We start from the raw sequence: 17,091 nt of genomic DNA on the forward strand, positions 1-17,091 counted from the left end.
AACGGGTCATCCGGCAACCCACGGCAATGCCAGCACCAATCAGGCGGGAAATCCGAACGCACGCAACGCCCGTCAACAAGCTCGATCAATCTCAAACCCCTCCCAGCTTCACAACAACCACCTTCGATGCAACCGGTTCAAGGATCAGACCGCGACCGCCGCGAACCTCCACCCGATCACCATTGAGACCCACGGCCACCTCATCGAACAGCCGATCAGTACCGCCTACCCGAAAATGGATCTCCTGATAGCCGTAGCGCTCAGGCAGGTAGACCGGATTGTCATAGCCCCCATACCAAATGGGCGACTCAACAACAGTGCCCAGGTGCTCGGCTAGCTTGGCCTGCGCGTCGCTCGCCTTCCGCCGTTCGCTGCCCAACAGCTCCCGCGCCCACCGTGGCAACTTGTCCTCACGCGGATCACTCAAGCGTTCGCACCCTTCGGCAAGTGGTCATTCTCAAGTAGCACCTTGAACCCCTGATTGGCCGCAGGCAGGTACACGATCACACCCTCGGGGCGCATGAATCCCGGCGCCGCAATCGACCCACCATCATCCAAATCAGTTGTCAGCTCAACGATCTTCTCGGTACTGAAATCGCCCTCATACAGTTCTGGAACGACTCCCAAACCCTCCGGAACAGGCAGCCCCTCACGCTCACGAAAGGCCAACTTTTCAGGCAGGACGAACCGCCAGCGCGGCACATTGAACAGAGAGAACCGGCGCTCACCCGCAGACAACCCGTAGCCGCGCTGAATGCCGCTGCCCCACCACTCGCCATAGTGGTAGCCCGGACCAAGAATGTCGGCCAACTCAGCGGCATTCGCGTACGCCCACAACGCAAACCCCGCGTTGTCCTTGCCCGGCTCAATCAACCGATTGCGCGACTGCGCACCAACCTGCCCATCCTCGGTCACGATCACGCACGCATTGGTGCCGTCGATTTTCTCCGATACGACCATGCTGCGCTTGAGTCGCGGAGTCTTCGGCCACGGTCGAAATTCCAAAGCGCTCACTTAAACCACCTAACGGTAATCAAACGATCTTGAAGTACAACGCGTGCAACACAATCCGCACACGCGAAGTCTGCAGCCGGACCACTCAGAGACACGTAATCCATGTCTGACACGGCTGGCGCAGGCCCACAATCAACCCGCCCATCCGGCCCCCAACGCACTCCACACCGGGCGTCAAAATCCAAACCTGACAGGACTTCGACGCCCGACCGCTCAGCAACGTCCGGCAACGATCACCAACCGTTGCTCGGGTTGTTCGCCGGGTTGCTACCCCACGGGTTCGACCCCTTGGACTTAGCCGCCTGCTGACGCTTGGCGCCGTTGTTGCCGCCCCCGCTGCCGCCACCGTTGTTGCTGTCGCGCTTAGGAACAGGACCGCCAACCTTGCGAACAACCATCGCCGTAGCCGAACCCTCAGAGCCGTCACGGCGCTCGAACTTTTCCGTGTAGACCTCGCCCGACAGGTCAATATCAACCTTGCTCGAAAAGTTGTCGGCAATGAACTGCGCCAGATCGCCCCAAGCCGTAGCCCGAACAACGATTTCGTGCGTCCGTTCCCATTCGTCCGTCTGCTCATTCTTGCGGGACTTGTTGAACGCAACCGTGAAGTTCGCGACAAGCTGACCCGACGCAAGCGCCTTGAAGTCAATCTCATCCGAGATGATGAATCCGCGACCGTCAATAGTTGGCAATGCCATAGTGTTTCGCTCCCAGCTAGTTGAACTGATACTTTTCTTCGTGCATTTTCTGGTAGTAATCGGCGTCCGGAATCCACGGCAATTGCTCACTACTGCCCTGAGACAACCCGTTCGGCCACGCCCGTTCTTCACGCGCACCACGCCACGGCACTACGTCAACAATCGACGCCCTCGCTTCCCCAGGATCATCCGGCGCCCGACGCAGACCGAAACCAAACTCAGGCCACCGCAACCACATTGACGAACCGACAGGCGCAACCGTCCGAACCTCACGGCCCGCATTGTCTGCCGTCTTGCCCTTGCCGCTGTGCGCTTCCGTGAGTAGCGCGAACCCGTACCGCTCCCGCAACCCATCGAGCACGCCCGACACTTTCCGCGCTGGCGCCTCCGCGTTTGGGTCCTCGAAATGCAACTTGTACAACGGACCCAACACCACAAGATCAGGCTCGAACGCCTGCACTGAGTGCTCAATCCACGCCCGATCGCGCGAACCCAACAAGTCGATACCGCCAGGACGGAAGTCGATTGCCATCTGCTTCGACCAATCGATCGGGTCATGGTCGAAAATCTTGCGAACGTGCTTGACCCGCTCGACAACCCACCGATAACGCCGCCGCGACTGATTCGGACTGTTCTCGCAATCGAGCACCAACACGCGAACACCCTTGTCTCCGTCGCCCATCACACGGCCCGTGAACGGATGCACGCCGCCAGCGAGACAAGCCGCTATCTGAGTGCAGAGCACCGACTTGCCGCCACCCTCAGCGCCGGTAATGACAACGCGGTCCATCCGTTCAAGCAAGCCCGGCACAAGCCAGTCATACGTACTCGGCTGCGCCAAGAACTCGCCCATCCCCAACAGGTCAGGATTCGCGTTGCCCGAAAGGATCACACTCTCGGCTTCATCGCACTTTTCCCGCAACGCCTCAATAGCGAATTGAACTGAGCCTGTCTCGTCTGCCGAACCAGTTTCTAACGCCTGTACGGCACGCGTAGCGCCTACAGCCAGCTTCCGCATACCCGACAAGGCGCGAACCCGATTAGCGTGCGTACGGGCGCCCTCAGGCGTGATTGCCGTCTGCATCAGTGTGACCAACTGGGGCGCGTCCCAAATGTGGGCAAACCCCTGCGCCTGACACTGACCAAACGCCGTCATCGCATCGACCGTCTGACCCGCCCGAAACATTCCGCGAATCACAGCCGCCAAGTCCGCGTGCGCTGGCTTGTACCAATCATCGTGCTCGACCGAACGCAATGCCTCCCGGCATACGTCCCGGTCCGGCCACATCAACGCCGAACCTAAAACGGCCTTCTCCGCTATCTCATCCCAACGATTTGCAATATCCGCGCCGCTTATATTTCCTCCCAATTTCCTATTTGGCGCCGCGTCACAACTTCCGGTTGGTTGTCCCACGACTCAGCATTCAGCCAAGTCGCCGCATTCTTGGTGAACTTCGGATCACGCCCCGGCTCATTCCGATAACTAATTGCACCGGCCAGAATCACAGACGGGTCAGCCCTCGCAATGGCCTTGACGTACGCCCGTCTCGCGGCGCCCTTATCTGCCGTTTTCGGGTACGCCTGCCAGAACTCCGCAAACCCGTCAGGTTCTAGTTCTTTACTACGGGTCGGGTCGGGTCGGGTCGGGATGGACGGAGTACCCACAGGACTCGCGCCGGACTCCGCAAGGACTCCGCCATTTGTCCGCGTGGACATTTCGGCATCATTGCTGGTAGCGGCTATTTCGTATGTACCGTCAGGCTTTCGCCGCCTCGCCCGCTTTCGCTCCGCGTCGGAATGCCGCTTTGACCGGACTTCCTCAGCGGTCGGTTGGTACTTCGACCAGTTCGCGAAAGCAAACCCGTTACCGCCCCTCAGCCAAAGCCCGCAGGCCACTAGCTCGCCCGCCAGTTTCTCCGTGCCGCACAGCTCTGGAAGCATGAAAGCCGGAACATTCCCGTCCGTCAGTTCCTTAGCGGACCACGCGCCCGCCAGCGTCCAGAGGCCAATAGCCGCCGCGCGTTGACGTTTAGGAATCTGCATCACCTGACGTGAGCTACTAAACCCATCATCAACTTTGAACCACGGCACAACTAACCATTCCTCCGTTCTGCTCTAGTAACTTGAATGTGCCCCGATAAAGAACCGGAACAACTGCCGGATCGCCCGCGAAATGAACCAACCAACCAGCCTCGCGGGACGTATCCCTATCCGACTCAATAAGCCGATGGCACGGGTAACAAACGTGAAGCAAATTGCACAGGGAATTAATCAGCGCTTCGCGGCTTCCGCCCATGCCGCGCGGTTTCCTATGGTGTATTTGCTGCCCCTCAGCCCATCCGCACTTTTCGCAGATCGCGCCTGAGCGTTCCCGTACTGCCGCAATTGTCGCTTTGTCCGGTCCTGTCTTGCGTGCCACCGCGCCTAGTTGGTTGTCCAGTAGGCGACACCCGCAACGAACGCCTCAAGCTCGACTTCGCCGGAATTGAACCCCGCCACCAGCTCGCGCACCTTGCCCAGTGGCACCGCCAACTGCTCAGCCGTGTTCGAGGCAATCCGGTACTCCCGGCTCAGAGCCTCATTGCGCCGCAGCAAGTCTTTGGCGTATGCAATGACCCGCAAAAGCTCCACGGGTGAGCTGACGCCGTTCCTGGCTCGCCGTTCGATGGTTTCCAGCGCGCCGGGCTCAATGCTCACGCTCATGCGCCACCCTTTCCTGAAAGTTGCAGCTCTGCACGCAGATTCGCCGATCGCGTCTGCAATGCATCCTTTTCCCGGTCCAAGGACCGGCTCACGTCCTGCGAATACTTGAACGCGGCGTCTGCAATTTGGTACGCCTCACGCTCAAGCCCAGTCGCCAAGAACGCCCGCGCCTCGCGCTCACCAGCGGTCAACTTGCGCCCGTCATCTTCAACCGGAACCGCAAGCAACGCTTTAGCTTTCGCCGTGTTGTAGCGCTCTTCCGCGACCACAAGCGCGTTGCGCTCACGGCCCATTGCCAGCGGCCCGCGATAGATGGCAACCTCAATCTCCATCAGCCGCGAAGTAATGTACGCAAGCGAGTCTTCCGGCTCGATAACGTAGTCGGCGTCTGCGCCCATCTAGGCCCCCTTGATCATGTCGATTGCCCCGCGAAGAACGGCAACGTCCGTGCATTCGGAAATCTTGCCCACGCCGCCAACGGCTTTGAACTGCTCCGTGCCCTCAGCGGGCGTAAGGCCCTTCACCTGGCACAGCTCGACCAACTGATTCCGCAAACCCACGAACTCCGGCACTTGCTCGTCATAGCTCGCATCAGGGTCCGGCTCATCAGTCGGCAGCATCAACGCCTGCAACAGCGCGGTACGCAAGGCAACGCTCATTGCCTTAGCCGTACCCTTGTCCGCCGAATCGTTGCCCTCAGCGGCAACAACCGCAGTCACGGAATCGCCAGCGGGACCAATGAACTGGTACTCAACCAGCAACCGCACAGACGTTGCAGGCGTTGCGTTCCGGCCAATCGTGACCGGCAGATAGTCAACCGTCAACACACGCGGGATGACCACAACGCCGTGCTCGTTGAGTGCCGCATGGACCGCATTCACAACCGCGTCGATTCCGCGAAAGTTGAACTTTTGCCCTTGGTTGAAGTCGTCTTTGCGTACGGCGCCAACCGCCTTCGAAACCCGGTTTAGCGCTTCATATACGGCTGGAATTGCGTTGTCAGGCAAGCGGATCACCGTATCGCGCATCGGCGTCTGCAACAGCTTGGCCCCACGGCTCACCCGCGTCTTGACTGCTCTGCACCGAAGCCGCCCAGTCGATGACTTTGCAGCTCAAACCGAAGTTTGGCAGAACGTAGTCCGCGTTCGAATCGCTCAGCCTGTCCAGCGCTGAAACCTCTGCCAGCGGCGCGCCAGCGGCAAGCAACGCCTGCCCGATAAGGCAACTCCCGCGAACAACACCCTCGCGCGTCTCCGCGTATTTGCACTCGCAACTGCCGTCAGGCGTCATCTTCCGCATGTCCGCGCGGTAGACGAAACCCACCGCGTCACCCGCCAGCGTGCGGACCGCCGCCACAAACGCGTTGTCATCCAACTGTGTATTCATCATCCAATTGCCTCCAATGCCTTAACTTTTCGGAACTCACTAGCAACCTGGCGCGCCACCTGCGCCGCCCTCCAGCCACGCTCCAAATCGAGCGGGTACAACTTCGCGGACGGAACACCACCGCGAACCGGAACATGAATCAGCAACCCGCGCTTAAGGTCAATGTCCGGATGCAGCGGCGTACGAACGCCCGTCGCTTGGTCGTACTTTTGCCCGTGGGCGTAACACGCAACCTGAATCTCAACCTTGAGCGGATAGAACGGGTCAGACGCCCCGGTCTTGAGGTCTGCCGCAACAATCGCGCCGGATTCCCTGTGCCGCAGCAACTTGTCCATCGAGCCTGCAACCTGCAGCTCATCGACCACAAGGAACGGTTCAGCGTCCAACACTTCCCACGCGGCCATTACCTCCCGGTACGCGGCCAACCATGGGCGGAACATTTCGAGCATGAAATCCGGCTCTTGCCCCTTGTCGTCAACCTCCGTCAAGTCGTGAAACGCCGTCCCCAAACCTGAGCCATCATCGGAGGACGCGGCTTGCTGCGCCCGCGCAACCAATTGCTTGAGTTGCGTTTTCGACTCGCGCCATGGGTCTTTGTGCTTGCTGACCAGTGACGCAAGCTGCGCGTACACGGACCGTTCACGCACTACACCAATTGCGGTTTGCGCGGCCTGCCATTCGCCAAGCATCGACTTGTCATCCAGCACGCCCGCCAGCGTCGAAACCCGCTGGTAACCAACGGCGTTGGTTGGCGTCTTGCGCTTGCCCTCGAACTTGAGTGGTCCGCCATCCTGGCTGACGAACGGCCTGCCCCACTGGTCGCGAATTACGCTGTAGTCGGTCACTGCGGCACTTCATTTGCCCAACGGTCAACCTCAACCGCTGCCACTACAACCGCCGCCGCTTTGCACTTGCCCCCCAGGGGAACCAGCCCGCTAACCGCCACGCCCACGCGAACGAACTTGGTAGCGTCCGGCATGTAAACCCTGGAATGTCCAGGCGTAGCGCCGAAATGCAAGCCATTCCCGCAGTGCGGCGCGGCATCCCAATCGGGCGCTACCGTCTTGCTACCGGGCGAGTAATCGAAACCCCGATCCGTCGTCCACGCATCATTGACCGCCTTGTAAACGTAGGCGATACCACCATCGACCGTGACACCGTGGAACTCGCACCACTGCACGGGATCGGACAAGTCGATAGCCGTTAGGTCAATGACAACGCCGCCCGCAAGGATGACGCGCTGCGAGTGCAGATGCACGGCAACAAATCGCGACGCCACAACGTGCGAACTGTCCCACGCCTCAACGTGCGAACTGCCCCGCGCCTCAACGTGCGAACTGCCCCACGCCTCAACGTGCGAACCGTCCCACGCCTCAACGTGCGACCTGCCCCACGCCTCAACGTGCGAACTGCCCCGCGCCTCAACGTGCGACCTGTCCCGCGCCTCAACGTGCGAACTGTCCCACGCCACAACGTGCGACCTGTCCCACGCCACAACGTGCGAACTGCCCCGCGCCTCAACGCGCGAACCGTCCCACGCCACAACGTGCGAACTGTCCCACGCCTCAACGTGCGAACTGCCCCGCGCCTCAACGTGCGAACTGCCCCACGCCTCAACGCGCGAACCGTCCCGCGCCACAACGTGCGAACTGTCCCACGCCACAACGTGCGAACTGCCCCACGCCACAACGCGCGAACTGCCCCGCGCCTCAACGCGTGAACCGTCCCACGCCACAACGTGCGAACTGTCCCACGCCACAACGTGCGACCTGCCCCGCGCCTCAACGTGCGAACTGCCCCACGCCTCAACGCGCGAACCGTCCCACGCCACAACGTGCGACCTGTCCCGCGCCTCAACGTGCGAACTGCCCCGCGCCACAACGCGCGAACTGCCCCGCGCCACAACGTGCGAACTGCCCGCGCTGTCAACCAGGAGGCGAACTCCCGCAGGTGCATCAATGTAGATGATGCTCGTTTTTGCCGTAAGCGCGTCGTCTAGCTCGCGCTGATTGGTGACCGTGATTGCCACAACAAACCCACTTTCAGACAGACGTATCCCCCGAATGGACACGCAAGAATTGTTTGAACCCAGCCGAACAGCTAGAGCAACAGTCGCGAAAAGCCAAGCGCCACATACGCGACGACACAAAACACAACCAACCAGAACGTCGGATCGAACCGGCGCAACCTCACGCCAAACCCTCAATCACACCCGACGCCAACGCAAACGCCATATCCAGATCACGCGCCCAAGACTCCACGTACGCATCCTCAAGCGTCGTCACAATCCGCCAACCGCGAATGACCCACTCTCGCGGAACCTGAACCCGCACAAGGAAACCAACCGGATCGCTCGTTACCGTGAACACGGAAAGCCCATGCTTGCCCAAGGTGTCACGAAACTTGTCCATCTATGCCGCCTTCGCTCGATATACGGTCACCGTGTCATTGCCAGAAACGGTGGGCTTCCGGCGCCCTACACGCTCAAAACGTCCGCGCCGACAATCGCGCCGAAGAATCCCGTTCACAAACTCGCCGTCGCCCGGAATGTGATCCACTGTGAACGGCACGCCCTCAGATACCAGCCGATCTAGCACGCGCAACGAATGCGCCTCTTCCGGCTCCGGAATGCAAATGCCTAACCTGTCAACCCTCCGCAGCAACGAACCGCGCTGCACGCCCAACCTGTCGGCAATCCGTTGGTGCGACATACCTAGCTCTCGAAAGTGCTTGTAGTCCAAAGCGAACGCGGCACTTCGGGTCAACGCCGAACGCTCGCCGGTCACTTGATCCGAACTTTCATCCGACGCGCAACCTTGCGCTGCACCCAATGCGGGGCGTGCAGGATCGCGTCAATATCTGCCGCACTTCCCGCGAGGTCGGCCTTCGTCACGCGCGGCTCGACGTATCCAGCTTCCGCGAGAATCCGGTCGGCCTCACGCTCAAGCGTGTCCGCGTACGCCATCAGATCGCCACATTCATCACGCGCACAAGCTCGTTGACACCTTCGGGCGTGACACGCACGACGCCCTTGCGATGACGATTTGCGCAGTCAGTCAGGACCAACATGCCATCAGCGCACCCGCGCGGCTCGCCGAAGTGATCCGTCCACGCAATGCCTTCGTTCAGAAAGCGCTTGAGCCGATTTTGGCCCGTATCGATCCCCTGGCGCCCAAGGATTTCCGCCGTCTCGCTCAGCGTGTACGTCTTGGTGGGCTCCGGATCGGAGAACAGCGGACGCAGGAACGTCAGGGGGCCGTACCCCTCGGTCTCGTCCCATTCGTTCGGGTACTCGTCCTGAATCGTGCGCCCGTTGAATCGGGTCAACTGCCAGCCATCATCCGACTTGCACCACTCGTCGCCCTCGCGGTCCTCGTAGTAGCCGAAATCCAGTGGCTCGCCGTCTACAGTCTCAGCCGGAACGAACGGCACCGGCTCGTCGGGATCGAACTGCGCGAACGCAATTCCCGCATCCTCAGCCACGGCCTTGCCTGCATCCGTCAACATGAACGGCACAGGCGCGTCCAGTCCGGCACGCAGCGCCACGTTCTCAAGGACCAGGGCGCTCAGCGCCTGCACGGTCGCGGTCATCGTCTCAATAGAGACGGTAAGCTCAGTCATTGAACAGCTCTCTACTCATTGTGTGGGTCTGATGGTTTGTTCGCTGGCCCGGTAAGTGGTTGCCGCCGCTTGCCGGGCTGTTCGTTGTGGCTAACTGCTCCCGGTAATGAGGAACGGGATCGACTGCGTGAAGCGCAGAACGGCCATAGAAAGGAACGCCAGTGCGGTCATTTTGGATTCTCCTGAGTCTCGTTGCGTCACAGTGACGTTTAGTCGCTGAGTGGTTTTCTTGCTTGCAAGTAGGGTTTAGGCGCTTACCTGCTCGCCCCTGAGCCATGCGGCCAAGTCCCGCACGTCAATCCGCCAAGACGCCCGAGCTTTCCGCTGAAAGCCGCGCAACTCACCAGACTGCAAAGCTGTGTAAATCGTGTTCGCGTGTAGCCCCGCCTCAGCCGCAGCCTCTTTAACTGAGACCAGCTCGAACCGCGCCCGGCTCACGACGCCCGCATTTCGCGGATGCTCACGGCCTGAACAACACGGTCCAGCCCTCTACCCGACAAGATGCTAACGCTGCAAATCAGTATCGCCGTGGGAGCCTGCGAGCCGGACTGAACCCGGCGCAAAGTTCCCTGGCTAACACCCAGGGCGGCAGCAAAATCGCGTTCGTTCTTGAAGCCCCGCGACTCTCTGACCAGCTCCAATAGTCCCGGAAGGAACCTTAGGGTTGTCTGCCCCGGCATCCCTGCCCCCTGTCTTACATCGTTGTTATTCGTTCTTGGCGACGTGAGAACTATTACATGACCGCGGCAGACTTGCAACACTCTGCGCCGTAAGTGGCGCAGATTTGTGCGCACGAAAAACAAAACCCGCAGGTCGGAGCGGTTGAGGTTGCGCCGGAAGTGGTGCAAGATTAGCGACATGAACCGATTCCAAGCATGGAAATACGCCGTGGCAGGAACCGACAGCAACCGAACGATCGGCGAACGCATGGGTGTCGATAACACGAAAGTTGGTCGGCACCTTGACGTTAACCCGGTCAAGTTTGCGGAAACGGTCGTTGACTTCGCGCGCGCATACGGCGCAAGCCCCATAGACGGACTAGTAGCGGCTGGCCTCATAGATGAATCAGAAGTGGCGCACAGCAACGCCACACGCGCACTACGCGCCGCAACCTCAGTCCAACTACTGGCCGAACTGACCCGCAGAGAGGACGCCCACAGAGAGGACCTAGACGCGGAAGAGGAACCCGAACCAGTAACAGTCAGACGATTTAAGATGAAACCTGAGTCACGCGGAGCCGGGGGCAATCGAGCGACACTCAGACCCAATCAGGACAGCGCACGGGGGGCGAAAACCCAACAGCGCGAACGACTCCGCAAAGGCTTATTGGAATGACACACGCGTTGCATATGGCTGCAATCTTGGCCGCAGGTTCCGCCGCTTGGCTCCGGTCTAATCGTTGGGCTCGACGCGAGTCCCGCCCTATGACCATCGCCCTCGCGGGACTCGCCGCGTACTGCGTGCTCCGCAGCCCGGTCCTTGGCAACGTCTGGATTAACGAGGCGCTCGACGCTGCCCTTAGCGTCCGGAACCTTGCCGACTTGTGCGGAGACCTATGCGGGTTGCTCGCTCTCTGCGCTCTCGTCATCCACGCCGCGAACGCGTGGGGCAAGCCGGAACTCAACGGGTTCATTGCACATGCTGGGATTGCAGTCGCCGCATTCGTCACCCTCGCATTCGTCAAAGCGGGTGGTGCAAGTGCGGACATTAGCTACATCGGCCACCTTGGCGGATGGGCTGAGGCATATTCGTACGTTGCCGCCGTCGCAATCCTTATCGCGAACGTCGTAATTTTCGGGTCTGTGATCCTCGCGCACGAATCGAAAGATCGGGTATGGCTAACCGTCCTGCTCCCGCTTGGCGCCGGTTCGCTCTGCGGAATCTTCGTGGGCGCATACCGCGCAACCGAATACCTGCACGCCGATATGTTCGCCAGCTCGCAGGACGCCGTTGTATGGCCGCTCAGTGCGCTCACGACCTTTCTCTACGCCGTAGCCGCGCACGGCAATTACCGGATCAAGACAACCGAACCAATGCCAGAAAGAGAGCGCGTCTAAATGGGATGGGCGGAAGCGTTACCGTCCGGAAAGTATCGGGCGCTCTACCGCGATGGCGACGGACGCAAGCGGTCCGCAGGGACGTACACGCACAAACGTGAGGCAGTACGGAAAGCGAACGCCGCCGAAGAATCGGAACGCGATACACCAACGCCCAGCGAAGCCCGAAAGATCACGTGGGGTGAATGGGAACCACGTTGGCAAAGCTCCCGCAGAGTAGCGAAGTCCACCGCGCGATCAGACGACGGACGAATACGCGACCACTTGCGCCCGCACTGGTCGAATAAGCCGCTAAATTCGATCACGAAAGAATCGGTAGAGGCGTGGGTTGCTGAGCTGACAGATAAGCAATTGGCGCCCTCTACTGTCGCCAAGTGCTATTTCCTCCTGAGCGCGTCACTCAAGGGCGCCAACGGCGCCCGCCTGATCGCCTACAACCCATGCAAGGGCGTAACGCTGCCCAAGCCCGGCCCAATGCCGGAACGGTTTCTAGAGACGGAAGAGTTTCGGGCAATTCAATGCTCGCTTGACGACTTCGACAGGTTCGCCACCGACGTACTCATTGGGACCGGCGCCCGACTGGGGGAAGCGTTGGGATTGCATCTTGAACACGTATTCCCTGAGCGCAAGCTAGTGCGAATCGAATGGGCGTACGACCCGGTTGCCCGTGTGATGAAACCGCCGAAGGACTATGAGCGGCGCGACATACCAATTGGCTCCACCCTGGCGGGGCAACTCGCAGAGCTGATTAAGCGCAACGGTTACGGGAGTCCGGCGCCCGTTGAGTATCCGCGTGGGGCGCGTTTGCACAGTGGCCTAGTGCTCGCTCACGTCAACGGCAAACCTCCGGACAGTAGCAACCTGAGGCACCGGTTCGAGGCGTCCACGCGGATCGCCTACACAGGCAAGCGCGGCGCACGCAAACCCGTGGGGCATGTACGGCTGCATGACTTGCGGCACACGTACGCCAGCCGCCTACTCCGCGCGGGAGTGTCACTCGCGGAGGTCAAGGAACTCATGGGGCACGCGTCGATTACAACGACGATGCGATACGCCCACCTTGCCCAATCGAATTGGGACAACGTGCGAAAAGCGTTGGGTTAGCGGCGTGGGGCAGCGGGGCGCCAGCCGTGGGGCAAAACGTGGGGCACAGAGATTGATAGAGGCTGTGAATCGTTGTGAAGGAACGGCAGCGTCAAGTGCCGGTAACCGCAGCTCAAGGCATTAAAACGGGTGACTGTTTGTGAAAGATTGTGGCGTGTGGTACTAATAACTTGCGCGGACTTTTAATCCGCAGGTCCTCGGTTCGAGCCCGAGAGGGGGCACAAATTTGCCTCGCAGGGCAGCACTGAGGTGTACGTATCTGACGTCGCGCGGCATCATCGAGTCATGCTCCAGACCGCCTTCACCGAACTACTCGGCGTCGATCACCCGATAGTCCAAGCGCCGATGGGCGGATCCGCCGGCGGCGCTCTTGCCGCTGCAGTCTCCAACGGCGGCGGGTTGGGCATGATCGGTGGCGGTCGCGGAGATCACGACTGGCTGGCGACCGAGCTGGCAATCGCTGCAGACCGGACCGACAAGCCCTGGGGTATCGGCTTTCTGACGTGGGCGATCGACTCGGCCGTCATCGAATGGTCATTGGAACAGCGTCCGGCGGCGTTGATGCTGTCGTTCGGGGATCCGACACCGTTCGTCGAAATCGTTCGCGACGCCGACATTCCGTTGATCGTGCAGGTAACGAACCTCGATGACGCCCGCCGTGCACTCGACCTCGGCGCCGATGTCGTCGTTGCTCAGGGCGGTGAGGCAGGCGGCCACGGTGGGGGTCGGTCGACCCTCCCCTTCGTTCCCGCTGTCGTCGACATCGCAGGCTCGGTACCGGTTCTCGCTGCAGGCGGGATCGCCGACGGGCGAGGTCTCGCTGCTGCGCTGGCACTCGGCGCATCAGGTGCGCTGATCGGAACGCGATTCCAAGCAACGCATGAGGCATTGATTCCAGCGCAGGTCGGCAAGGCGATCGTCGATGCTCATGGCAGCGAGACAGAACGCGGTCGGGTCTTCGATATCGCGGGTGGCGCGCAGTGGCCTGCGGAGTTCAGCTCGCGAACTGTGTGCAACGCGTTCCTCGAGCGCTGGCGTGGCCGCGAAGTCGAGCTCGCGAAAGATATTGCAACACAGCAGGAGTACTCGCGATCGGTTGCTCGCGGCGACACCGACGAGATGGCTGTCTGGGCCGGAGAGGCAGTAGATCTGATCACCGAATTGCATTCGGCCGCCGAACTGGTGCCGCTGATCGTCGCCGGTGCCGAACGAGCGATTGCAAACATTCGGCGCACCTGACCCGCGGGTATGCGGGAGAATTTCTCGATGGAACAGAGCATCACCGTCGACATCGATGCTTCGCCCGAGCGAGTGTGGGCAGTCCTGGCCGACGTCGAGCGATGGTCCGAGTGGACCGAAACCGTCACCTCGGCGACTCGCCTCGATGAAGGGCCATTGCAGGCAGGGAGCATGGCGCGACTTCAACAACCGAAGTTGCCGCCGACCGAATATGTCGTGACCGAATGCCAGCCCGGCCATTCGTTCACCTGGGTCGCCACGAGTCCGGGTGTGCGGACCACTGCCAGCCACGCGCTCGAACCCCTCACGGACGGCGGGACTCGCGTGCGCTTGGGCGTCGAGCAATCCGGTGTCCTCGGCGTGGTGATGGGCCGCCTCTTCTTCAGAGGTCTCACCGATCGCTATCTCGCAACCGAAGCGAATGGACTGAAGGCGCGCAGCGAGGGCACACGCTGACTCTCACCCCGCGTCCTCTTCCTCCACAACGCGCGCCAACTTCTTCGGCGCTACCAACGTGTACGACGTGCGAACCCACTCGCGCACCTGCTCCCACCGCGCAGCGCTGACACGCCCGCTCAGCTGCACTCGTACCCAGCCGTGCCTGCCGAGCCCATAGGCGACGGGCTCGGCATTCGGGTCGGTGGCGATCACGGCCGCGGCCTCGTCCTTGCTCAGCTTGAACGACAGCGAGGTTGCGTCGTGGTCGCTGAACACGAAGTTCTTGTTCCGGACCCTGAACGTGGGATGGCCGCCCCACTCGATCACGTTCACGCGTTGCGCTTCGGGCAACTCGGCGACTATCGCTTCGAGCCGCTTCATGTTCTGCGCCATCGGGCAATCGTGGCACGGCGAGTGTCGCCGTGACCCGATACCGTTGGTTACCATGCGCAGCTTCGTCCACCTTCTTCTTTTCGTCTGTGCGATCGGGTTGGCGGTCGGCTCGTTTCTCCCCGTGATCGGTCGGGTCGTACCGACGAACGTCGCTCTGGTCGACCTGCGAGACGGCTTCGGACCGGGCTGGGGACTCGATCAGATCGCCGACAGATCAGTGACCTTCTACACATCCATGAACGTGTTGCTGCTTGGCGCCGCTGTGCTTCTGCTGCTCGCAGGTCTGATCGGCTGGCGGATCGCAGGTTGGCTCGGTGTGGTGCTCGGCTTCGGCACGCTCGGTGTTTTCGCTTGGCGCCTGAACGCGAATTCGGGCCAGATGATCCGCGACAACTACAGCACTCTGCTTGCCGATCGGTGGGGTCTGAATCTGGTGGGCGGCGCGCTGGTGATCGCACTGCTCGCGTGTCTGGTTCCGCGCGGCGCGTAGGGCACATCGCGGCGACGCAAACTCTCCCGTAACCGTTCCCGCTTCACTAGGGTCAGCTAATAGGGGGCATTTGCCGAAAAATGCCCACGAGTAGGCGGGTCAGAATGGCGTCCTTCGAAGATCTTTTGTCCCAGATCCCCATCAGCCAGATCGCACAGCAGCTCGGCGTCGACGAGCAGACCGCGACCACCGCGGTCAAGTCCACGCTCCCCACGTTGCTCGGCGGTCTGCAGGCCAACGCGCAAGATCCGGGTGGTGCTGCTTCGCTGACAAATGCACTGAACAACCACGGCACCCTGCTCGATCAGGGCGTCGATGTCAGCAAGATCAACGTCGCCGACGGTCAGAAGATCGTCAGCAATGTCTTCGGCGGCGCACAGGACCAGGTGGTCAACACCCTCGGAAACGTCGGCGGTGCTGGCGGCAACGCGATCATCGCCAAGCTGCTTCCGATCCTCGCTCCGATCGTGCTGGCGTACCTGGCGAAGCAATTCGCCGGCAACGCCGCTGCTCCGCAGGCTCAAGCCAGCGGCGGCGGAGGCGGAATCGGCGACGTCCTCGGCAGCATTCTGGGTGGCGCGGGCGGCGGCCAGCAGGCGGCAGGCGGCGGCCTCGGCAACATCCTCGGCGGCCTGCTCGGTGGCAGCGGCGGCGGCGCATTGGGCAACGTGCTCGGCGGCCTTCTGGGTGGCGGCAAGAAGTAGTAACGGCCACGACGGGGTGCCGCGGCACCCCGTCGTGGACTGTCCGACGCACACCTTCGCTACGGTGGATCGGAAGGGCTGCGGCATCACTTTCGGCGCGCCGACGCGTTTCGAATCACACCTACGGTGCCGTAGGCTTGCCTAAACCGGCCACCGTGCCGTGGTGGCGCACAGACATCTGCAATCGATCGAGGGGCAAGCAATGGCGAGGGATCTCACCCAACTCGAACTCCTTACCGAGCTGTTGCCGGTGGCAGAAGAGAACGTCAACCGGCACATTTCGATGGCCAAGGAATGGCACCCGCACGATTACGTGCCGTGGGACGAAGGCCGTAACTTCGCGGCGATGGGCGGCGAGGACTGGGATCCCAGCCAGTCCCAGCTGGACGAAGTTGCCAAGGCCGCGATGATCACGAACCTCCTCACCGAGGACAACCTGCCGTCGTACCACCGCGAAATCGCCGAGAACTTTTCACAAGACGGCGCCTGGGGCACCTGGGTCGGTCGTTGGACCGCCGAGGAAAACCGCCACGGCATCGTGATGCGCGACTACCTGGTGACCACCCGCGCCGTCGACCCCGTCGCGCTCGAGCAGGCTCGCATGGAGCACATGACCAATGGCTTCGCGTCGCCCGAAACCGAGGGTGCAGGGCTGCTGTATTCCGTGGCATACGTGACGTTCCAGGAACTCGCGACCCGGGTTTCGCACCGCAACACCGGCAAGGCATGCAACGAGCCGATCGCCGACCGCATGCTCCAGCGCATCGCCGCCGACGAGAACCTGCACATGATCTTCTACCGCAATCTGTGCGGTTCGGCTCTCGACATCTCGCCTGACCAGACCATCGAAGCGATCGACATGATCGTCCAGAACTTCCAGATGCCCGGCGCAGGCATGCCCAACTTCCGCCGCAACGGTGTGTTGATGGCCAAGCACGGCATCTACGACCTTCGCCAGCACCTCGAAGAGGTGATCATGCCCGTCCTGCGCAAGTGGAACATCTTCGAGCGCACGGACTTCACCGCCAAGGGCGAGAACACCCGCGAGAGCCTCGCAGGCTTCCTCGAGAAGCTCGAGAAGGATGTTCTCAAGTTCGAGGAACAGCGCGATCGCATGTTGGCCCGCGAGGCAAAGAAACGGGAAATGCAAGCTAGCTAGTCCGCCGCTGGGCCTCCTCTCAGCGACTTCAGCGCACTGGTTGTGGTGCGCCGCCGGTCCCGTTGCGGGCCGGCGGTTCTGTTTT

23 protein-coding genes are annotated in these 17,091 nt (G+C 61.3%); 7 read left to right on the plus strand and 16 right to left on the minus strand.

Translation table 11 applies throughout. The annotated features are described in order from the left end of the window. Window positions 1-91 precede the first annotated feature (91 nt). The 15 genes from FOY51_RS15615 to FOY51_RS27990 form a co-directional block, all read right to left on the minus strand. The gene (locus tag FOY51_RS15615; protein ID WP_149431186.1) at window positions 92-427 is read right to left on the minus strand and encodes a DUF7239 family protein; all 336 of its coding nucleotides are present in this window, start codon (window positions 425-427) and stop codon (window positions 92-94) included. Then, complete coding sequence (locus tag FOY51_RS15620) at window positions 424-1,014, minus strand: RNA ligase family protein (RefSeq protein ID WP_214633109.1); 591 nt, start codon at window positions 1,012-1,014, stop codon at window positions 424-426. The genes FOY51_RS15615 and FOY51_RS15620 overlap by 4 nt, the downstream gene beginning before the upstream one ends. Before the next feature lie 233 nt (window positions 1,015-1,247). Continuing rightward, window positions 1,248-1,712 (minus strand): single-stranded DNA-binding protein, encoded by a 465-nt coding sequence (locus tag FOY51_RS15625; RefSeq protein ID WP_149431187.1) that lies wholly within the window; start codon window positions 1,710-1,712, stop codon window positions 1,248-1,250. A 16-nt stretch (window positions 1,713-1,728) separates the two neighbouring features. Beyond that, window positions 1,729-3,126 (minus strand): AAA family ATPase, encoded by a 1,398-nt coding sequence (locus tag FOY51_RS15630; protein WP_235916392.1) that lies wholly within the window; start codon window positions 3,124-3,126, stop codon window positions 1,729-1,731. Beyond that, window positions 3,066-3,755 carry an LvrA C-terminal domain-related protein gene (locus FOY51_RS28215; RefSeq protein WP_503487661.1) on the minus strand — a complete coding sequence of 230 codons (690 nt, stop codon included), beginning with the start codon at window positions 3,753-3,755 and terminating at the stop codon, window positions 3,066-3,068. The genes FOY51_RS15630 and FOY51_RS28215 overlap by 61 nt, the downstream gene beginning before the upstream one ends. 381 nt (window positions 3,756-4,136) lie before the next feature. Beyond that, entirely contained in the window at window positions 4,137-4,415 is a 279-nt protein-coding gene (locus FOY51_RS15635) for a hypothetical protein (protein ID WP_149431188.1), read from the minus strand. Beyond that, entirely contained in the window at window positions 4,412-4,813 is a 402-nt protein-coding gene (locus tag FOY51_RS15640) for a hypothetical protein (protein ID WP_149431189.1), read from the minus strand. The genes FOY51_RS15635 and FOY51_RS15640 overlap by 4 nt, the downstream gene beginning before the upstream one ends. Beyond that, entirely contained in the window at window positions 4,814-5,443 is a 630-nt protein-coding gene (locus tag FOY51_RS15645; protein ID WP_149431190.1) for an ERF family protein, read from the minus strand. Further along, window positions 5,415-5,801, minus strand: coding sequence for a hypothetical protein (locus FOY51_RS15650; RefSeq protein ID WP_149431191.1), 387 nt, complete (start codon window positions 5,799-5,801; stop codon window positions 5,415-5,417). Before FOY51_RS15650 ends, FOY51_RS15645 begins: the two co-directional genes overlap by 29 nt. Then, window positions 5,801-6,646, minus strand: a complete 846-nt coding sequence (locus tag FOY51_RS15655) for a hypothetical protein (protein ID WP_149431192.1) — start codon at window positions 6,644-6,646, stop codon at window positions 5,801-5,803. The genes FOY51_RS15650 and FOY51_RS15655 overlap by 1 nt, the downstream gene beginning before the upstream one ends. Next, window positions 6,643-7,080 carry a DUF7666 domain-containing protein gene (locus tag FOY51_RS15660; RefSeq protein ID WP_149431193.1) on the minus strand — a complete coding sequence of 146 codons (438 nt, stop codon included), beginning with the start codon at window positions 7,078-7,080 and terminating at the stop codon, window positions 6,643-6,645. Before FOY51_RS15660 ends, FOY51_RS15655 begins: the two co-directional genes overlap by 4 nt. Before the next feature lie 910 nt (window positions 7,081-7,990). Continuing rightward, window positions 7,991-8,212, minus strand: coding sequence for a hypothetical protein (locus FOY51_RS15665; protein ID WP_149431194.1), 222 nt, complete (start codon window positions 8,210-8,212; stop codon window positions 7,991-7,993). Between the two features lie 371 nt (window positions 8,213-8,583). Continuing rightward, window positions 8,584-8,766 (minus strand): hypothetical protein, encoded by a 183-nt coding sequence (locus FOY51_RS15670; protein WP_149431195.1) that lies wholly within the window; start codon window positions 8,764-8,766, stop codon window positions 8,584-8,586. Next, window positions 8,766-9,422, minus strand: a complete 657-nt coding sequence (locus FOY51_RS15675; RefSeq protein ID WP_214633110.1) for a hypothetical protein — start codon at window positions 9,420-9,422, stop codon at window positions 8,766-8,768. The genes FOY51_RS15670 and FOY51_RS15675 overlap by 1 nt, the downstream gene beginning before the upstream one ends. A gap of 246 nt (window positions 9,423-9,668) precedes the next feature. Further along, window positions 9,669-9,860 (minus strand): helix-turn-helix domain-containing protein, encoded by a 192-nt coding sequence (locus FOY51_RS27990; RefSeq protein WP_149431197.1) that lies wholly within the window; start codon window positions 9,858-9,860, stop codon window positions 9,669-9,671. Window positions 9,861-10,846: 986 nt separating this feature from the next. On the opposite strand from FOY51_RS27990, the gene FOY51_RS15685 reads away from it, so the two are divergent. From FOY51_RS15685 to FOY51_RS15700, 4 genes are all read left to right on the plus strand, one after another. Next, window positions 10,847-11,479 carry a hypothetical protein gene (locus FOY51_RS15685; protein WP_149431198.1) on the plus strand — a complete coding sequence of 211 codons (633 nt, stop codon included), beginning with the start codon at window positions 10,847-10,849 and terminating at the stop codon, window positions 11,477-11,479. Window positions 11,480-11,743: 264 nt separating this feature from the next. Continuing rightward, entirely contained in the window at window positions 11,744-12,583 is an 840-nt protein-coding gene (locus tag FOY51_RS15690; protein WP_187776351.1) for a tyrosine-type recombinase/integrase, read from the plus strand. Window positions 12,584-12,868: 285 nt separating this feature from the next. After that, complete coding sequence (locus tag FOY51_RS15695; RefSeq protein ID WP_149431200.1) at window positions 12,869-13,822, plus strand: NAD(P)H-dependent flavin oxidoreductase; 954 nt, start codon at window positions 12,869-12,871, stop codon at window positions 13,820-13,822. Between the two features lie 27 nt (window positions 13,823-13,849). Continuing rightward, window positions 13,850-14,278, plus strand: a complete 429-nt coding sequence (locus FOY51_RS15700; protein WP_149431201.1) for an SRPBCC family protein — start codon at window positions 13,850-13,852, stop codon at window positions 14,276-14,278. A gap of 3 nt (window positions 14,279-14,281) precedes the next feature. On the opposite strand, the gene FOY51_RS15705 is transcribed toward FOY51_RS15700, so the two are convergent. Beyond that, window positions 14,282-14,653 (minus strand): MmcQ/YjbR family DNA-binding protein, encoded by a 372-nt coding sequence (locus tag FOY51_RS15705; protein WP_149431202.1) that lies wholly within the window; start codon window positions 14,651-14,653, stop codon window positions 14,282-14,284. 52 nt (window positions 14,654-14,705) lie between these two features. Between FOY51_RS15705 and FOY51_RS15710 the strand changes: the two genes are divergently transcribed. The 3 genes from FOY51_RS15710 to FOY51_RS15720 all read left to right on the plus strand — a co-directional run bounded on the left by FOY51_RS15710 (window position 14,706) and on the right by FOY51_RS15720 (window position 17,006). Beyond that, on the plus strand, window positions 14,706-15,143 hold the full coding sequence (locus FOY51_RS15710) for a hypothetical protein (protein WP_149431203.1): 438 nt from the start codon (window positions 14,706-14,708) through the stop codon (window positions 15,141-15,143). Window positions 15,144-15,247: 104 nt separating this feature from the next. Beyond that, window positions 15,248-15,847 carry a DUF937 domain-containing protein gene (locus tag FOY51_RS15715; protein WP_149431204.1) on the plus strand — a complete coding sequence of 200 codons (600 nt, stop codon included), beginning with the start codon at window positions 15,248-15,250 and terminating at the stop codon, window positions 15,845-15,847. 202 nt (window positions 15,848-16,049) lie between these two features. After that, window positions 16,050-17,006: an acyl-ACP desaturase gene (locus FOY51_RS15720; RefSeq protein WP_149431442.1), complete on the plus strand. Its 957-nt coding sequence runs from the start codon at window positions 16,050-16,052 to the stop codon at window positions 17,004-17,006. Window positions 17,007-17,091 lie beyond the last annotated feature (85 nt).

Source organism: Antrihabitans cavernicola, from assembly GCF_008297975.1.
Taxonomy (GTDB): Bacteria; Actinomycetota; Actinomycetes; order Mycobacteriales; family Mycobacteriaceae; genus Antrihabitans; species Antrihabitans cavernicola.

Excerpts from the sequence above, each read along its gene's own strand:
- FOY51_RS15625 (WP_149431187.1), bottom strand. The coding sequence starts at position 1,712 with ATGGCATTGCCAACTATTGACGGTCGCGGATTCATCATCTCGGATGAG.
- FOY51_RS28215 (WP_503487661.1), bottom strand. The coding sequence starts at position 3,755 with ATGCAGATTCCTAAACGTCAACGCGCGGCGGCTATTGGCCTCTGGACG.
- FOY51_RS15635 (WP_149431188.1), bottom strand. The coding sequence starts at position 4,415 with ATGAGCGTGAGCATTGAGCCCGGCGCGCTGGAAACCATCGAACGGCGA.
- FOY51_RS15640 (WP_149431189.1), bottom strand. The coding sequence starts at position 4,813 with ATGGGCGCAGACGCCGACTACGTTATCGAGCCGGAAGACTCGCTTGCG.
- FOY51_RS15645 (WP_149431190.1), bottom strand. The coding sequence starts at position 5,443 with ATGCGCGATACGGTGATCCGCTTGCCTGACAACGCAATTCCAGCCGTA.
- FOY51_RS15650 (WP_149431191.1), bottom strand. The coding sequence starts at position 5,801 with ATGAATACACAGTTGGATGACAACGCGTTTGTGGCGGCGGTCCGCACG.
- FOY51_RS15665 (WP_149431194.1), bottom strand. The coding sequence starts at position 8,212 with ATGGACAAGTTTCGTGACACCTTGGGCAAGCATGGGCTTTCCGTGTTC.
- FOY51_RS15670 (WP_149431195.1), bottom strand. The coding sequence starts at position 8,766 with ATGGCGTACGCGGACACGCTTGAGCGTGAGGCCGACCGGATTCTCGCG.
- FOY51_RS15675 (WP_214633110.1), bottom strand. The coding sequence starts at position 9,422 with ATGACTGAGCTTACCGTCTCTATTGAGACGATGACCGCGACCGTGCAG.
- FOY51_RS15685 (WP_149431198.1), top strand. The coding sequence starts at position 10,847 with ATGACCATCGCCCTCGCGGGACTCGCCGCGTACTGCGTGCTCCGCAGC.
- FOY51_RS15695 (WP_149431200.1), top strand. The coding sequence starts at position 12,869 with ATGCTCCAGACCGCCTTCACCGAACTACTCGGCGTCGATCACCCGATA.
- FOY51_RS15700 (WP_149431201.1), top strand. The coding sequence starts at position 13,850 with ATGGAACAGAGCATCACCGTCGACATCGATGCTTCGCCCGAGCGAGTG.
- FOY51_RS15705 (WP_149431202.1), bottom strand. The coding sequence starts at position 14,653 with ATGGCGCAGAACATGAAGCGGCTCGAAGCGATAGTCGCCGAGTTGCCC.
- FOY51_RS15710 (WP_149431203.1), top strand. The coding sequence starts at position 14,706 with ATGCGCAGCTTCGTCCACCTTCTTCTTTTCGTCTGTGCGATCGGGTTG.
- FOY51_RS15715 (WP_149431204.1), top strand. The coding sequence starts at position 15,248 with ATGGCGTCCTTCGAAGATCTTTTGTCCCAGATCCCCATCAGCCAGATC.
- FOY51_RS15720 (WP_149431442.1), top strand. The coding sequence starts at position 16,050 with ATGGCGAGGGATCTCACCCAACTCGAACTCCTTACCGAGCTGTTGCCG.